Genomic DNA, 17,477 nt, shown 5'->3' with positions numbered 1-17,477 from the left:
ATTCGTATTATGTAAAAAGAGAAAGGAAATCTCATGTTAAAACTTATTGCTATTGTTGGAACAAATTCAAAACGTTCTACAAACCGTCAATTGCTTCAATACATGCAAAAACACTTTGCTGAAAAAGCTGAAATTGAACTTGTTGAAATTAAAGACATTCCTGTCTTTAACAAACCAGCTGACAAGCAAGTACCTGCTGAAATTCTAGAAATAGCTGCTAAAATTGAAGAGGCAGATGGCGTTATTATTGGTACTCCTGAGTATGACCACTCTATCCCAGCTGTTTTGATGAGCGCTCTTGCTTGGTTGTCTTATGGTATCTATCCACTTTTGAACAAACCAATCATGATTACAGGTGCTTCATATGGTACACTTGGTTCATCACGCGCCCAATTACAACTTCGTCAAATCTTAAATGCACCAGAAATCAAAGCAAGTGTCCTTCCTGATGAATTCTTGCTTTCACATTCTCTTCAAGCCTTCAACCCAAGTGGAGATTTAGTAGATCTTGATGTTATTAAAAAACTGGATGCCACTTTTGACGACTTCCGTATCTTTGTAAAAATCACAGAAAAATTGCGCAACGCACAAGCCCTACTTCGCAAAGATGCTGAAGACTTTGACTGGGAAAATTTGTAAGATAGGAGACCAAAAAGAATGAAATTTGTTGGACTTGTAGGATCAAACTACGATCAATCATATAACCGTAAACTCTTGGAATTCATCCGTCGTCACTTCAAACTCAAATTTGAATTAGAAGTTCTCGAAATTGATGAAGTTCCAATGTTTAACCAAGACGAAAAATGGGACGAAAGCTTCCAATTGCGTCTCTTGTATAACAGAATTACGCGTGCTGATGGTGTTATCATCGCTACTCCTGAGCACAACCACACAATCTCAGCTTCCCTAAAATCTGTTCTTGAATGGCTTTCATATGAAGTTCATCCATTTGAAAACAAACCAGTCATGATTGTGGGTGCTTCTTACTATGACCAAGGTACTTCTCGTGCCCAAGTTCACCTTCGTAAGATTCTTGACGCTCCAGGTGTCAATGCCTACACTCTTCCAGGAAATGAATTCCTTCTTGGTAAAGCTAAAGAAGCTTTTGATGTTAATGGAAATATCACGAATGAAGGAACTGTTAATTTCCTTGAAACATGCTTGGACAACTTTGTAAAATATGTGGGAGTCGTTTCAAAATTGAAAAAACCAAAACCAATTGAGCCAGAAGATTTATATTGTACAAATTCAATTGCAACTACTATCCAAGGTGTTGATCCAGATGATCCTGAATGGGTAGAAAAAGCTGCTGAACTTGTTGGAGCTGTTTCTGGAGATACTTACGTTAAATTAGACCACGGTATCTTGACAGTTAACCAACTTGACATGTTCTTGAAAGCAATGCCATTTGAATTGACATTTGCAGATGATAATAATCAATTCTTGTACTTTAATAACGCACACCAAGACCCAGATACAATGTTTGGTAAACGTGTCCGTGCTCAATCAGGAAATAGATTAGGGACAGTACACGGTACATTGCCAGATTCTAGAATGAAAAACGTTGAATGGGTTGTCGGCGTATTGCGTAACGGAGATCAAGAATATGTCCGTACAATTGTGCCAGGAACACCTGAAGGTGTTATTAATACCCATAATTACCAAGCAATGTACTATCCAGATGGCTCATATGCTGGAATTAATGAGATTATCTTTAATTTCCAACCATGGCTTGATTGGTACCTCAATACAACTGGTCAACGTCTAGTTGGTGGAAATGCTGCAGCTCCTGCTGGAGGACATGGCGGAGCAGATGCCACATCTGGAGCTTCTGATGCAGGTGATGCTGGAGGTCACGGTGGTGGCGCTGACGCTACATCTGGCGCAAGTAACTAATACTTTTAGGAACCATTTTGGTTCCTTTTTTAGTGACAAAAGACTAGCAGTTTGTGTCTGCTAGTCTTTTAATTATTATTTCACCTATCTTTGTTAAAAGAAAGAATACTTATTATGAATTTGGGTCATCGAGACTACGACCATGTAATCCTTTTTCACGTTGGACCTGACGTAGTTTTTCTGGTGTAACATCGTTTCCTTCTTCGTCCACAATTTTGATCCCTTCGATGTGGTGACGAACAGTGCGACGATAACCTTCGATGTACTCCTCACGTAGTTTGGCTTGTTCTACTTTTTCTTCTGGGGTCAAGCCTTCTGCTTTTTTCTTTTTAGCAAGCTCGTTGATACGAGCAATTTTTTTCGGATCCATTTCTTCTCCTTCGTGATAAGATAAAGTCCATTTATCAAATTTTATTTAGTGTTAATTTGGTTAAAACGAGCAAGCTTAGCTGCTTTTTGAGTCAAATGAGACAAGATAGCCAAACGATTTTGACGGACAGCCTGATCTTCGGCCATAACCATGGTATTTTCAAAGAAAGCATCAATAACTGGACTAAGCGCAAAGAGCTGTTTCAATTGCTGACTTACAGAACCTGATAAAACGAGTATTTCTACTGCTTCAGCCAAGGTTTTCTCTTCTTCATTCTCAAAGAGAGCAGGATCAACCGTGTCATTGCCTTCTGCTTTCTCAGCCAAGTTGAAAGCACGTGAGAGGGATTCAACAGATGGTTTAAAGTCTTCTCCCTTGCTTGCTTCTACAAGAGCACTTGCTGCTTCCAACATATCTGCCACAACAAAGTTCGAACTTGCAAGTACTGCTTCCTTAATATCTTTTGGAGTAGAGCCCATCATCTTATCAACACGAGCCTTGATAAAATCCATAACCTCTGCCTTATTTTCATAAGTCAAGCTATCAAATTTCAATGCATAAAGGCTATCTATCAGCTCGTCCATAGCAATGTGCCAACCAAAGACATCCAAGATACGAACCACACCTTGGGTCGCACGACGAAGGGCATAAGGGTCATTAGAACCTGATGGAATCAAGCCTACTGAGAAGAAACTCAAAATCGTATCCAATTTGTCTGCAATGGCTAGAATGGCTCCAACCTTGCTCTTTGGAAGTTCTCCTTCAGCTGAAGTAGGCATGTAGTGTTCACGAATAGCAGCTGCCACCGCTGGAGTTTCACCAGCAAGAAGGGCATATTTCTCACCCATAATTCCTTGGAGCTCGTCAAATTCGCCAACCATACCTGTCAACAAGTCAAACTTGTAAATGGCTGCTGCACGGGCTAGGTCAACTGTTTCATCAGCTGATAAACCTGCTTTTTCTGCCAAGAGTACAGCGATTTGACCCGTACGAATCATGTGTTCACGAAGGGAACCAATCTTCTCATGGAAGGTTACATTATTTAATTTTTCAACAAGGTCAGAAATCACCAATTTTTGATCTTCACGCCAGAAGAATTCACCATCTTCCAAGCGGGCTACCAAAACTTTTTCATTTCCTTTGATGACATTTTCCAAATGCTCTGCATTTCCATTACGAACAGAAATGAAATTTGGCAAGAGTTTACCGTCTTGATCACGAACAACAAAGTAACGTTGGTGTTCTTTCATTGAAGTCACCAAAACTTCTTCTGGAACTTCAAGGTATTTGGCATCAAAACTTCCCATAAAGGCAGTTGGGTATTCAACCAAGTTCAAGACTTCATTCAGCAAATCCGCATCAATTTCGATACGTACACCATGTTTTGCCTCAATTTCCTTGATTTGGTCAACAATCATTTGCTCACGTTCACGTGGATCTGCGATTACAAACTGACGACGAAGGTCTTCTTCATAGCTCAATGCTGACTGAATTTTGGTTTCTTTCCCCAAGAAACGATGACCACGGCTGACACGACCTCCCTTGATATCAAGGAAATCCAAATCAAACTCTTCTTCATCTAAAAGAACAGTTAAAGTGTGAACAGGACGAATGTATTCAAAGGTATTGTTAGCCCAGTGCATGCTGACAGGGAAAGTCAAGGACTTCAAGACATCTACAACACCAGGAACAATGTTCTCAACTGGTTGGCCCACTTCTTCCTTGGTAACATAGACATATTCTTCACCCTTAATTTCACGGAATTCGATATCTTCAACCGTCAAACCTTTGCCACGAACAAATCCTTGAGCAGCTTTGGTGAAGTTTCCATCGCTATCCAAAGCAATTTTCTTTGCTGGCCCCTTAAAATCTTCTGTCAAATCAGACTGTTTGTCTGCAAGACCAGTTACACGAACAGCTAAACGACGTGGTGTTGAGAAGGTTTGAATGGCTTCAAAAGACAGGCGGTTTTCCTTAAGGAAGGCTGCCATTTTTTCGCCTAGTTGTTTTTCACTTGGTGTGACAACATAGGCTGGTAATTCTTCAAGACCGAGTTCTACTAATAAGTTTTTTGTCATGTTTTTTCCTTTACATTTTCTTCAATCTTTTTTGATATGCACCTTAGGTACTGGGGACGTCGCTAACTAACTTTGTGAGTCTGTATGGAAATCTAATACTAAATTGATCAAGATTTCCAACAGTCTCATCAAAGTGGATTTAGCTGACTAATTTTTGAACCTAAGGTTTCAAAAATCCCCACATAACAGTACGGCGGTGCATATCCCTCTAGCAAGTCTTCGACTTGCCTCTAACGATTTTAGAGCACAATATTACTCACTATTCTGCGTCTTCTGCTAAGAGTTTAGCTCGTGTTGCTTCATCCAAAAGTGGGTAGCCTAGGCGTTTTCGTTCTGCGACAAAGGTTTTGGCTACGACACGGGCCAAGTTACGGATACGGGCGATATAGCCTGCGCGTTCGGTTACAGATACGGCGCCACGCGCATCAAGCAGGTTAAAGGTGTGTGAACATTTGAGAACATAGTCATAGGCAGGGTGAACCAAACCTTCTTCCAAGGCACGACCAGCTTCTTTTTCAAACTTATCAAAGTTTTCCAGCAACATTTCTTGATCAGAAATTTCAAATGAATATTTTGAATGCTCGTACTCAGGCTGGATGAAGATTTCTCCGTATTTTACACCATCAGCCCACTCGATATCATAGACAGAGTCTACTTCTTGAATGTAAGAAGCCAAACGCTCCAAACCATAAGTAACTTCTGCAGTCACAGGGCCAGTTGCCAATCCACCGACTTGTTGGAAATAAGTGAACTGAGTAATTTCCATCCCATCAAGCCAAACTTCCCAACCAAGACCAGCTGAACCAGTTGATGGGTTTTCCCAGTTATCCTCAACAAAACGGATGTCGTGCTCCAAAGGATTGATTCCCAATTTTTCCAAAGACTCAAGGTAAAGTTCTTGGATGTTTGATGGAGATGGCTTCATGACCACCTGGAATTGGTGGTGTTGGTAGAGACGGTTAGGATTTTCTCCGTAACGACCGTCAGCAGGACGACGTGATGGCTCTACATAAGCTGCATTCCATGGCTCAGGTCCGATAGCACGAAGGAAAGTGTAAGGACTCATTGTCCCCGCACCTTTCTCATTATCATAAGCCTGCATAAGCATACAACCTTGGTCATTCCAAAATTGTTGCAAAGTCAAAATAATTTCTTGAAATGTTAATTTCTTAGACATTCTTTTCTCCTTTAATTTATATTATCTTTTTAAACTTATTTATCAAGCAACCAAGAAAAGGCTGGATCCTGAAAAATATGACGTTTGGGAACAGTTTGTAAATTCTGATCGCATTCATCTATTGTTCCTAATTTCAAAGCGCAGACTTCTGGTATATTTTCTTGAGCAGTGAAAATTTGACTGTGACAGTTCTGGCAGTAATAACGTTGTTTACCTGGAGATGAACTATAAGTAACCAAATTCTCTTTTCCATACAGTGCCAGATTTTTGCTGCTAACTTTGGCATTAACTGTGTAGGCAGACGCAGTTACTTTCCGACAAAATGAGCAATGGCAAAAAACTATTTCCGATAATTCTTCATCTAGAGTGTAGGTGACTGCTTTACATAAACAAGATCCTTTAAGCATTATGCTCCTTTCTACTTAGGCATTAGACGAATTCAAAAAGAACCGAATTTCAACACCCAAGCCTTGCGACTAGGGGCGTCAGAAACGCGGTTCCACCCTAATTTATTACTTCATTGTTTTTAAAAATACTACAGAAAGCGCCAGTTCCTTATTTTGCCCTACTTGGCTCCCACTATCCCAAGCTCGCTTGAAGAACGCCATAAGACTTTCTTTCCTGCAGACTATTATATCAAAAATTGGAACAATGTACAATTCTTTTTATGATTTTCTAGAAATCCATATCATCAACTCGTGGAGCACCCGACTGAACAGCTATTGTTTTTAAGTTTTCCCTTTCTTCATGACTCAATTCAATTCCAAAACAATCAAGATTAGCCTGAATCCGCGATGCTGTAACAGATTTCGGAAGGGGTAAAAATCCTTCTGCCAAGCTCCATGCCAATGCTATTTGAGCAACCGATTTTTCGTGATTTACCGCGATTTCTTGCACTTGCTTGCTATCAAACAGTTCTCCCTGACCAAAAGGTCCCCAAGCTTCCAATAAAATTCCTTTTTCTCGACAGTAATCTACGAGTTCCTCTTGATACACACCTGGAGCCAAACGAACTTGATTGACTGCTGGAAGAATTTTTGCTGTTTCAAGCAAGGCATCCAAATGATGGGGAAGAAAATTACTAACACCTATAGCACGGATTTTGCCTTCTAGGTAAAGATCCTCCATCGCTCTCCAAACTTCTGAATTTCGGATTTTCCAGTGGTTATTTTCTCTGAGAGGTTTTGGATTTGGCCAATGAATCAAATACAAATCCAAATATTCCAAGCCCAGCTTCTCTAAAGACTCTTCAAAAGCCTGACGAGCTTGCTCATAGCTATGATTTGTATTCCAGAGTTTGCTGGTTACAAAAATTTCCTCACGCGGAACGCCACTATCTTGAATGGCACGACCAACGCTTTCTTCATTTTTATAGATAGCTGCCGTATCGATATGGCGATAGCCTGCCTTTAAAGCCTCTAGTACAGCTTGATAGGCAATCTCTCCATTTTCAGCTTTCCAAGTTCCAAATCCCAGAACTGGAATTGTAACGCCATTATTTAAAGTATAAAATTTCATTTTTTTCCTTTCTAGATTAGAAGAAAATCCAAAGAGCCAAATTTTCAAAGAAAACTTATCTCTTTAGATTTTGTTTATTATTGATTACGGTCATAATAGAGCTGGTGAGGTTTAAGACGAGTGTCTAACAAATCTGGAATTGTCACAAAGTCATAACCTTGCCCTTTCAAATAGTCAATAACCTTCGGTAGAGCATGTACCGTCTCAGCATGGATATCATGCATGAGAATAATAGAACCATTCTTGACTTCACGCTGAATTTCTGTCAAAATAGATGCTTCATTTTTACTCTTCCAGTCCAGACTATCTACATCCCACATAATAAAGCTCAAATCGAGACTATTGCGAATGTCATCTGTAATAGCCCCATAAGGCGGACGCATAAGTTTAGAACTAGAACCCAACACTTTAGTTAGCGCATCCTCAGTATCAGTAATTTGTTTTTTAGCTTCATCAAGGGAAAGTTTTGAAAGCACTGGATGACTCCAACTATGGTTTCCAATGACATGTCCATCCGATTTCATGCGTTTCAAAATCTCTTCATTACCAGAAACATTCTTACCTAAAACAAAGAAAGTTGCCTTGATACCATACTTGGAAAGAGTATCTAATGCTTGATTTGTCGTCGTAGGATTTGGTCCATCATCAAAAGTCAAGGCCACTACTTTACGGTTTTTCTTTTCATAATAAGCCTTATATAGCTCTGCATCCTTATCTAATAAATAAGAGGACTGAATAACTTCAAAGAAACTAGATACTGGCAAGGCAATCTCGTCTAGATTTTCAACTGACTGACTTGGATAAAGGATAATCTGACTATCCTTGTAATCAAAATTCCATGCATACAAGTCTTGGTCAGAGAAGCCTTTAACAAGCTGATCGATCTTTTCTTGCTCCAGTTTCTTATCCTGTAAAAAAGAAGTCAGTTCTTTTATTAGTTTCTCTTTGGCCTTACTAGCATCTGAAAACAATTGATTAAGTGTGAAAGATTTACCATCTTCTGTCAAATGTACTTTTGCCAGACTAGTTTTTTCAGTCTCTTCAACTTTTGACGAAGTTAAATCATAGACTTGTTTCATCACACTTCGGTTGACAATCCCTTTTAAAGTCGAATCCTGTTTCTCCGTATAATAAAAAACCAGATTTTCCTTGTCTTCCAGATTTTCCTTAATATCCTGTGTCATGATTTCTTTTACAGATGAAATCACTTGCTCCCCTTGGAGAGGATAATAGGCAATTACTTCTGCTTGTCCCTTACGAAAATGATCTTTCTGATTTCCCTCACTTAATTGATCATCTTTCTCTTTTTTGAGAGATTCAATCCTTTGTTCAAAACTTTGCTTTGTATATACTTTGTATCCAATCATTGAACCAAGGACGCAAATACTTACCGAAAAGATAGCTACTAGGGCTATTAAACCGATTCTCTTTTTATCGTGCTCAACACGATTTGCTCTACTTTTATCCATAGAAATATCATATCAAATTCAGGCTATAATTTCAATGATTTTAAAGGAAATAGTATATTAAAAAGAGGGGAAGTCCCCCTCTTTAGATTTTATTTAACTGCTTCTTTCAAAGCATCTACCTTGTCCAAACGTTCCCATGGAAGGTCAATATCTGTACGTCCCATGTGACCGTAAGCTGCTGTTTGACGGTAAATTGGACGTTTAAGATCCAGCATTTGGATAATTCCTGCAGGACGAAGGTCAAAGATTTGACGAGCAGCTTTTTCAAGTTTGCTTTCAGCTACTGTTCCTGTACCGAAGGTATCGATACGAACAGAAACAGGCTGAGCAACACCGATAGCATAAGCCAATTGCACTTCCGCCTTCTTAGCAAGACCTGCTGCAACGATATTCTTTGCAATATATCGAGCCGCATATGACGCAGAACGGTCCACCTTAGTCGCATCTTTACCAGAGAAGGCACCACCACCATGACGAGAATAGCCACCATAAGTATCTACGATAATCTTACGGCCAGTCAAACCTGAGTCTCCTTGAGGTCCACCGATTACAAAACGACCAGTAGGATTGATGAAGAATTTTGTTTGCTCATCCAAGTAAGAAGCTGGAATAACCTCTTTGATAACCTTGTTAATGACATCATTGTGAATTTGTTCGTTGCTGACTTCTGGATCGTGCTGAGTTGAAATCACGACTGTGTCCACACGTACTGGACGGTCATTTTCATCATACTCAACTGTAACTTGCGATTTGGCATCTGGGCGAAGATAGCTAATTTCCCCGGACTTACGAAGTTCTGCCAGACGACGAACCAATTTATGACTGAGTGAAATCGGCAAAGGCATGAGCTCTTCTGTTTCATCCACTGCAAATCCAAACATGAGCCCTTGGTCTCCAGCACCAATCAAGTCAAGTGGATCTTGGTCTGCATTTCCACGAACTTCCAAGGCTTCATTAACTCCTTGAGCAATATCAGGAGATTGTTCCACCAAAGATGGGTGTACTCCCACTGTCTCCGCAGAAAAACCATATTCTGTATTGGTGTAGCCAATCTCTGCGATAGTATCACGAACCACACGGTTAATATCCACATAGGCATTTGTAGAAATTTCACCAAAAACGTGGACAGATCCAGTGTATACAGCTGTCTCAGCAGCAACGTGCGCCTCTGGATCCTTTGCTAAAATAGCATCCAAAATCGCATCTGAAATTTGGTCTGCAATCTTATCTGGATGCCCCTCAGATACAGATTCAGACGTGAATAATTTACGTTCTGACATAAAAATGTCCCCCCTTAAAAATAGTGTTATAGAGTTATAGAGTTACAAAGTACTGATAGGAAAACTTTTAGTGATAAATACCTACCATCTTATCGGGACTATATAACTTTATCATTATACCATTTTTATGAGGATTATGTACAATAATAAGGTAAGAAAGCAATATTAAAAGGACTGATTTATGCATAGTACAAAATTCAGTCCTATAAAATATATTCTTACAATATTTAAGGTTAGTAACTTGCTTTTTAGTTATAACGGTGATAATTTGAAATTCTTAACTAACCACCAAAATGCAGCTAACTTATAAAACCTTACTCAAGAAGTCTCTAGTCCGTTGTTCTTGGGTTTGTTCAAAAATCTGTTCAGGTGTTCCATCTTCAACAACCACACCGTCTGCCATAAAGATGACACGGTCTGCCACCTCACGAGCAAATCCCATTTCATGTGTTACGATAACCATGGTCATTCCTGACTTGGCTAGGTCTTGCATAACAGCCAATACCTCACCTACCATTTCAGGATCCAAGGCTGAAGTTGGCTCGTCAAAGAGCAAAACATCAGGTTCCATGGCCAACCCACGCGCTATGGCAATCCGCTGTTGCTGCCCACCTGACAAACTCTGTGGGTAAGCAGTTGCCTTATCTGGTAAACCAACTTTTTCCAAAAGTTCCTGAGCTCTCTTCTCAGCAACAGCCTTGCTCTCACCTTTGGTCTTGATAGGTGACAAGGTGATATTTTCCATCACAGTCATATTAGGAAAGAGATTGAATTGTTGGAAAACCATGCCCATCTTCTCACTCATGGCAAACAGGTCATTCTTCTTGTCCGTAATATCGACTCCCTCAAAGATAACCTTCCCCTTGGTCGCTTCTTCCAACAAATTCATAGAGCGAAGCAAGGTAGATTTCCCACTCCCTGAAGGACCGATGATAACGACAACCTCTCCTCTTTTAATCTCGAGGTTGATTCCCTTTAATACTTCATTCTTTCCAAAGGATTTATGTAAATTTTCAATTTTTATCAAGGTATCTGTCATTATTTCTTATCTCCTTGTCCCATACGTTTTTCAAAAGCTTTCAAGGCCACTGTCAAAACAGAAGTCATAATCAAGTAATAAAAGGCTGCAAATAAAAGTGGTGTCAAAGGTAGATAGGTTGTTGTAGAAACTGTTGTAGCCCCATTCCACAACTCCATAACACCAATAGCTGATAAGAGGGAGCTATCCTTGATAATGGTGATAAATTCGTTCCCCAATGCTGGCAAGATATTTTTGATTGCTTGTGGCAAAATCACATAACGCATGGCATTTTTAGGACGAATCCCTAGCGAATAAGCCGCTTCTAACTGCCCCTTAGGTACCGCATTAATCCCAGCACGAACAGTCTCAGAAACATAAGCACCACTGTTCATAGAGATAATCAAAATCCCTGGAATCAAGCGAGAAAGATCAACACCCAAAATCCCAACCTGAATAGTCGGAGCATTGATATGCATAAGAGCAAAGGCAATCATAATCTGAACCATCATCGGTGTCCCACGGAAAATCCAAACGTACAAGTTTGCCAGCCAAACAAGCGGTTTAAACTTTGAGCGTTGCCCAAAAGCCAAGACAACACCCAAAATAGTTCCCAAAAAGACAACACAGATAGAAATGAGAACAGTCACGACAGCCCCATAGTTAAAATAAGGTAAATACTTAGGTAAAAAAGAAAAATTCATAGTCACACTGCTTTCTAAAATAGAATACTGTATGATTATAACATGAATTGAATTAAAATTCAAATCTTTTGTCTAATTTATTCAAAAAATCTTTAAGCTGGTAGAATTAGCGAGAAATCTTAGTTTTTTCTAGGCAAGTTGGCCTCCTTTATGGTAAAATAGTAACGATAAGAAATGAAGGAGAATCAAAATGGAATCACATTTGGTTAGAATCATCAACCGCCTTGAAGCAATGGCAAAAGACGGCGGAAATTTAAAACGTAATTTTGAACGCGAAGGAGTTGTTGTTGCAGAAGTTGCATACAGCCACGACGAAGAAAACGGCTCAATCTTTACCCTTCGTGATGTCGAAGCTCGCGAAACTTATACGTTTGATAGCATTGACTTGATTGCAATGGAGATTTACGAACTCCTTTACTAATACAAAACAAGCTGGGATTACACCCTGCATGTCTAACCAAAATCCTTTTTGTCTCGCAAATAGGATTTTTTTATTCCCTAAAAGCTCAAAAATTTTCATTGTAACAACTTCTCAAAGCTGCAATCTTTTTACTTGCTTTACACCCCAATCCTGTTATAATGAGAGTATAGAAATTTGACTATTTTTGACCATTAAACAGGTCAGGCTAAATAAAGAAATGAGGTAGATGTATGCTTTGTCAAAACTGTAAAATCAATGACTCAACGATTCATCTTTATACCAATCTCAATGGAAAGCAAAAACAAATTGACCTCTGTCAAAACTGCTATAAGATTATCAAGACAGATCCTAACAATAGCCTCTTTAAAGGTATTACGGATCTGAACAATCGTGACTTTGATCCCTTTGGTGATTTCTTCAATGACCTAAACAATTTCAGGCCTTCTAACAATACTCCTCCGACTCCCCCAACCCAATCAGGTGGAGGTTACGGTGGAAATGGCGGTTATGGTTCCCAAAATCGTGGACCTGCTCAAACTCCTCCACCAAGCCAAGAAAAAGGCCTGCTGGAAGAATTTGGTATCAACGTAACTGAAATTGCCCGTCGTGGAGATATTGACCCCGTTATTGGCCGCGACGATGAGATTATCCGTGTCATCGAAATTCTCAATCGCAGAACCAAGAATAATCCTGTTCTTATCGGTGAACCTGGTGTCGGAAAAACTGCCGTTGTCGAAGGTCTAGCTCAGAAAATCGTTGATGGCGACGTTCCACATAAACTACAAGGCAAACAGGTCATCCGTCTGGATGTAGTTAGCCTAGTTCAAGGAACGGGTATCCGTGGACAATTTGAAGAACGCATGCAAAAACTCATGGAAGAAATTCGCAAACGTGAGGATATCATCCTCTTTATCGATGAAATCCATGAAATTGTTGGTGCAGGTTCTGCGGGCGATGGTAATATGGATGCAGGAAATATCCTCAAGCCAGCCCTTGCTCGTGGGGAACTGCAACTGGTCGGTGCCACTACCCTCAATGAATACCGTATCATTGAAAAGGATGCTGCCCTAGAGCGTCGTATGCAGCCTGTCAAAGTCGATGAACCAACAGTGGAAGAAACAGTCACTATCCTCAAAGGCATTCAAAAGAAATACGAAGACTACCACCACGTTCAGTATACCGATGCTGCAATTGAAGCAGCTGCAACTCTGTCCAATCGCTACATCCAAGATCGCTTCTTACCTGACAAGGCCATTGACCTCTTAGATGAAGCTGGTTCTAAGATGAACTTGACCTTAAATTTTGTGGATCCTAAAGTTATCGATCAGCGCTTGATTGAGGCTGAAAATCTAAAATCTCAAGCTACACGAGAGGAAGATTTTGAGAAGGCTGCCTACTTCCGCGACCAGATTGCCAAGTATAAAGAAATGCAAAAGAAAAAGGTCACAGACCAAGATACTCCTATCATCAGTGAAAAAACCATTGAGCATATTATCGAGCAGAAAACCAATATCCCTGTTGGTGATTTGAAAGAGAAAGAACAATCTCAACTCATCCATCTAGCCGAAGATCTCAAGTCGCATGTTATTGGACAGGATGATGCAGTCGATAAGATTGCCAAGGCTATTCGCCGGAATCGTGTCGGTCTCGGTACGCCAAACCGTCCAATTGGAAGCTTTCTCTTTGTCGGACCAACTGGTGTTGGTAAAACAGAACTTTCCAAACAACTAGCTATCGAACTCTTTGGTTCTGCTGACAGCATGATTCGCTTTGACATGAGCGAATACATGGAAAAACACAGCGTGGCTAAGTTGGTCGGCGCCCCTCCAGGTTATGTTGGCTACGATGAGGCTGGGCAATTAACTGAAAAAGTTCGTCGCAATCCATATTCCCTCATCCTTCTCGATGAAGTCGAAAAAGCTCACCCAGATGTTATGCATATGTTCCTCCAGGTCTTGGACGATGGTCGTTTGACAGATGGGCAAGGACGTACCGTTAGCTTCAAGGACGCCATCATCATCATGACTTCAAATGCTGGGACTGGTAAAGCCGAAGCCAGCGTTGGATTTGGTGCTGCTAGAGAAGGACGTACCAACTCTGTTCTCGGTGAACTCGGTAACTTCTTTAGCCCAGAGTTTATGAACCGTTTTGATGGTATTATCGAATTTAAGGCTCTCAGCAAGGACAACCTCCTTCAGATTGTCGAGCTTATGCTTGCAGACGTTAACAAGCGCCTTTCTAGCAACAACATTCATTTAGATGTAACTGAAAAGGTAAAGGAAAAATTAGTTGACCTCGGCTATGATCCAAAAATGGGGGCGCGCCCACTTCGTCGTACTATTCAAGACTATATTGAGGACGCCATCACTGACTACTACCTTGAAAATCCAAGCGAAAAAGACCTCAAGGCAGTTATGACCAGCAAGGGAAACATTCAAATTAAGTCTGCCAAAAAAGCTGAAGTTAAAACTTCTGAAAAAGAAGTATAAATCCTATAGAAAAGGAGTAGAAAATAAAAATTTTCTACTCCTTTTTACTAAAATAACTATAAGTTCTTGACAGCTCAGCCTTTGTCCATTAAGATAATAATAAAGATAATAGATAATGAGGAAAATGCAATGGCAAACCCAACCTTTGGAGAAAAAAAAGAGAATATAACCTACCAGCATCGCTATGGTGTTTACGCAGTTATCCCTGACGCTGAGCAAAAACAAATTGTTCTTGTTCAAGCGCCTAATGGCGCTTGGTTCTTACCAGGTGGCGAAATTGAAGCAGGTGAAAATCATCAGGAAGCCCTAAAACGTGAATTGATTGAAGAGCTTGGATTCACTGCTGAAATTGGTACCTATTACGGTCAAGCTGACGAATATTTCTACTCTCGTCACCGTGATACCTACTACTACAATCCTGCCTACCTCTATGAAGCGACTTCTTTCAAAGAAGTACAAAAACCACTAGAAGACTTTAATCATATTGCCTGGTTCCCTATTGACGAGGCTATTGAAAACCTCAAACGTGGTAGCCATAAATGGGCCATCCAATCTTGGAAAAAACAGCATAAGATTAACTAAATCAAGCTACTTTATTTAAAAAGTGCTATAATAGAATTAGAAAATCGGAGGAAATGTTATGAAGCTAATCAATACGACAAACTCACACTCGCAACTTGTTAAAAGCCAGCTAGAAAGTACAGATGCAACTCTTGTTGAGGTTTATTCTGCAGGGAATACTGATGTTATTTTTACCCAAGCTCCGCTTCACTATGAAATCCTCATCTCAAACAAACACCGCGCTATCCGCGAACCTGAAATCGAAGCTATTCAAGAATTTTTCTTGAAACGTAAAATTGATAAGGACTCTATTGATGAGGCCAATATCAAAACCCTCTATTCAGAAAAATTAATTGGAATTTCGATTCCAACCAAATAAAAAATTGGAGAGTTTAAAAAGCTTTTTGGACCTTATAGTACAAAACGAGGTTCTAACTTGCTTTTTGGATCATCTCCAATTTTTTATCTTGAAATCTTATCATACAAGATTTTATAGATAATTAAGGAGACAAACATGGGAGACATGATATATCGTGAGGCAAGACTTGAAGAATACGAAAAAATTGGAAAACTATTAGCCAAGTCTTTTCTTGACTATCCCTTTTTAACAATTATAACTGACGATTTGAAGAAACCTGACTCCTATCCTGCTTTTGTAGAAACATTGCAAATTTTGCTTACTAGAGTCTATATTAAGAAGGGAAACTGTTTAGTTGCGGAACAGGATGGAGAATTACTTGCAGTTGCCCTTTTGCAACAAAAGGATTTCTGTATACTATCCTATCTACGAAATGGTGGGACAAACATTTTTCGCTACATTCGACCACAAAATCTCCTTAAATACTTTGACTTTGTAAAACGTTCCAAAAAGCATTTAGAAGAATCTGGAGAGTTTGATTGGTATTTGATGGCTTTAGCTGTCAATTTAGAAAGTAAGGGACAGGGAATAGGCAGTACTTTTCTGACACAAGGGATTGAACCTTATGTCAAATCAAAAGGCTGTAAACACTTGGGACTTATTACTAGTACAGTAAGAAATGCTTCATTCTACGAAAAAAACAATTATCTACTACTAGACTTTATGGATCTAGAATACGGATCAAGTTCAATTGGTAACTGGGCTTTTTTAAAGAAAATTAATATATCATGAGTCTGCACAAAAAGTATTAAATCAAAAGTTGTAGACGTGCTATATAAAATTTATAAATAGTTTTGCCGCCTTTTTTGCCCCTTAACATATAAAAAGAAAACCGCTACTCCTAAGAATAGCGGTTTAATCATATTTTTAAGCTACTAATGTAGTCGCTCTATTATTTAAGAGTAACAATTTGCAAATCCTATTTTCCCCCAGTATTAGTGGGTTAATTCCTCAATTTTCAACCTTGGCAGGAATTTGGTAGGTAAATTGATAATCCAAGATTATCTAAACTGTTTGTAATCTCTTCTGAAATTGTTGAATCACCTGAATAATACCAGTGACTATATGTATTCAACGTGGTTGACTTATCAGCGTGTCCTAATCGATATGAAACATATAAAGTATCCTTATGTAACACATTTATAAGATAAGATGCATGACTATGTCTTAATCCTTTCCCCGTAATTTCTGGTACGCCAGTAATCTTAGCATGCCTTTTTATTATCCTAGAAATTGTAGACTTACACAAGGGGGCACCAAAACGTGATATTACATAATCTTTATCATCATTCTTGATTTGAACTTCTCGCCATTTTTTAAGTATTGTAATCGTAAAATCATCTAAATCAATTTTACGATTCCCTGCTACTGTCTTTGTTTGTTGTTTAGCATACCATACACCGTTTTTGTCTTTCTCAATTGTCGAATGAACATGAATCCATTTACGTTCAAAATCAATATCTTCCCATTTAAGAGCAATACCCTCACTAACTCTTAAGCCAGTCATAAAATATAACCAGATCGTCATGTAATTATGGAGTCCCTCATACTCACTAATATCAAAAGAGTTTATTACCTTCTTAAATTCATCAAATGTCCAAAATTTTGTATCAGGGTGTTTTCCTCTAGGATTATCTAATCCTTTAAAAGGAACTCTATCAATATAACCCAATCTTTCTGCATAGCCCAGACATGCTTTAAATCTAGACCACATATTTTTAGCATAGTTACTAGAATACTTGTCTATAATAGCTAAGCGAAATCTTTCACAGTCAATAGTACTAATATCTGATAATTTTATACTACCAAATTGCTTAATAAATAACTGATGATGTGGTAAAGCGGTTTGATAAGTTACAAATTGAACTTTTTGTTGATAATATTTTAAATAAATCTCTTCCATAAACTCTCTAAAAGTTAGAAAACTATTATTAATAGTAGAGTTCACAAATTCATGTTTTAAACGAAGTATCTCTTCATATGCTTCCTTAAAAGAATTAAACGGTAGTCCCTGTTGATTTTTCCTTCCTTTCTTTTGAATTCTTTTCCCAGTTATTGGATCAACTCCTAATTCAATT

General features: G+C 39.1%; 17 protein-coding genes. 7 read left to right on the top strand and 10 right to left on the bottom strand.

The genetic code is table 11. From position 1 onward, the window contains the following. Positions 1-33 precede the first annotated feature (33 nt). Complete coding sequence (locus tag D8837_RS02835; protein ID WP_000915951.1) at positions 34-639, top strand: NADPH-dependent FMN reductase; 606 nt, start codon at positions 34-36, stop codon at positions 637-639. Positions 640-657: 18 nt separating this feature from the next. Further along, positions 658-1,896 (top strand): NAD(P)H-dependent oxidoreductase, encoded by a 1,239-nt coding sequence (locus D8837_RS02830; protein WP_045607182.1) that lies wholly within the window; start codon positions 658-660, stop codon positions 1,894-1,896. Between the two features lie 112 nt (positions 1,897-2,008). On the opposite strand, the gene D8837_RS02825 is transcribed toward D8837_RS02830, so the two are convergent. The 9 genes from D8837_RS02825 to D8837_RS02785 form a co-directional block, all read right to left on the bottom strand. After that, positions 2,009-2,266 carry a DUF896 family protein gene (locus tag D8837_RS02825; protein WP_000371284.1) on the bottom strand — a complete coding sequence of 86 codons (258 nt, stop codon included), beginning with the start codon at positions 2,264-2,266 and terminating at the stop codon, positions 2,009-2,011. 41 nt (positions 2,267-2,307) lie between these two features. Further along, entirely contained in the window at positions 2,308-4,344 is a 2,037-nt protein-coding gene (gene glyS / locus D8837_RS02820; RefSeq protein ID WP_125456136.1) for a glycine--tRNA ligase subunit beta, read from the bottom strand. A gap of 259 nt (positions 4,345-4,603) precedes the next feature. Beyond that, on the bottom strand, positions 4,604-5,521 hold the full coding sequence (gene glyQ / locus D8837_RS02815; RefSeq protein ID WP_000038733.1) for a glycine--tRNA ligase subunit alpha: 918 nt from the start codon (positions 5,519-5,521) through the stop codon (positions 4,604-4,606). Between the two features lie 35 nt (positions 5,522-5,556). Beyond that, complete coding sequence (locus D8837_RS02810) at positions 5,557-5,928, bottom strand: GFA family protein (RefSeq protein ID WP_020900662.1); 372 nt, start codon at positions 5,926-5,928, stop codon at positions 5,557-5,559. Positions 5,929-6,196: 268 nt separating this feature from the next. Beyond that, entirely contained in the window at positions 6,197-7,039 is an 843-nt protein-coding gene (locus D8837_RS02805; RefSeq protein ID WP_125456135.1) for an aldo/keto reductase, read from the bottom strand. A 77-nt stretch (positions 7,040-7,116) separates the two neighbouring features. Beyond that, positions 7,117-8,508, bottom strand: a complete 1,392-nt coding sequence (pgdA, locus tag D8837_RS02800; protein ID WP_125456134.1) for a peptidoglycan-N-acetylglucosamine deacetylase PgdA — start codon at positions 8,506-8,508, stop codon at positions 7,117-7,119. 89 nt (positions 8,509-8,597) lie between these two features. Continuing rightward, entirely contained in the window at positions 8,598-9,788 is a 1,191-nt protein-coding gene (gene metK, locus D8837_RS02795; protein ID WP_000003942.1) for a methionine adenosyltransferase, read from the bottom strand. Positions 9,789-10,092: 304 nt separating this feature from the next. Next, positions 10,093-10,827 (bottom strand): amino acid ABC transporter ATP-binding protein, encoded by a 735-nt coding sequence (locus D8837_RS02790; RefSeq protein WP_125456133.1) that lies wholly within the window; start codon positions 10,825-10,827, stop codon positions 10,093-10,095. Continuing rightward, positions 10,827-11,510, bottom strand: a complete 684-nt coding sequence (locus tag D8837_RS02785) for an amino acid ABC transporter permease (protein ID WP_125456132.1) — start codon at positions 11,508-11,510, stop codon at positions 10,827-10,829. The genes D8837_RS02790 and D8837_RS02785 overlap by 1 nt, the downstream gene beginning before the upstream one ends. Before the next feature lie 190 nt (positions 11,511-11,700). On the opposite strand from D8837_RS02785, the gene D8837_RS02780 reads away from it, so the two are divergent. From D8837_RS02780 to D8837_RS02755, 5 genes are all read left to right on the top strand, one after another. After that, positions 11,701-11,931 (top strand): DUF1797 family protein, encoded by a 231-nt coding sequence (locus D8837_RS02780; RefSeq protein ID WP_000443570.1) that lies wholly within the window; start codon positions 11,701-11,703, stop codon positions 11,929-11,931. Between the two features lie 230 nt (positions 11,932-12,161). Then, positions 12,162-14,420 (top strand): ATP-dependent Clp protease ATP-binding subunit, encoded by a 2,259-nt coding sequence (locus tag D8837_RS02770; RefSeq protein ID WP_125456130.1) that lies wholly within the window; start codon positions 12,162-12,164, stop codon positions 14,418-14,420. A 129-nt stretch (positions 14,421-14,549) separates the two neighbouring features. Then, entirely contained in the window at positions 14,550-15,002 is a 453-nt protein-coding gene (locus tag D8837_RS02765; RefSeq protein ID WP_125456129.1) for an NUDIX hydrolase, read from the top strand. Between the two features lie 58 nt (positions 15,003-15,060). After that, complete coding sequence (locus tag D8837_RS02760) at positions 15,061-15,360, top strand: DUF1827 family protein (protein ID WP_000767189.1); 300 nt, start codon at positions 15,061-15,063, stop codon at positions 15,358-15,360. A gap of 135 nt (positions 15,361-15,495) precedes the next feature. Next, positions 15,496-16,131, top strand: a complete 636-nt coding sequence (locus D8837_RS02755; RefSeq protein WP_125456128.1) for a GNAT family N-acetyltransferase — start codon at positions 15,496-15,498, stop codon at positions 16,129-16,131. A gap of 226 nt (positions 16,132-16,357) precedes the next feature. Here D8837_RS02755 and D8837_RS02750 read toward each other — a convergent pair. Continuing rightward, a partial coding sequence (locus tag D8837_RS02750; RefSeq protein WP_142998994.1) for a tyrosine-type recombinase/integrase occupies positions 16,358-17,477 on the bottom strand: 1,120 nt, incomplete at its 5' end.

Source organism: Streptococcus mitis (assembly GCF_003942965.1).
In the GTDB taxonomy this organism is placed as follows: domain Bacteria; phylum Bacillota; class Bacilli; order Lactobacillales; family Streptococcaceae; genus Streptococcus; species Streptococcus mitis_BH.
This window is presented reverse-complemented; position numbering and strand designations above follow the sequence as displayed.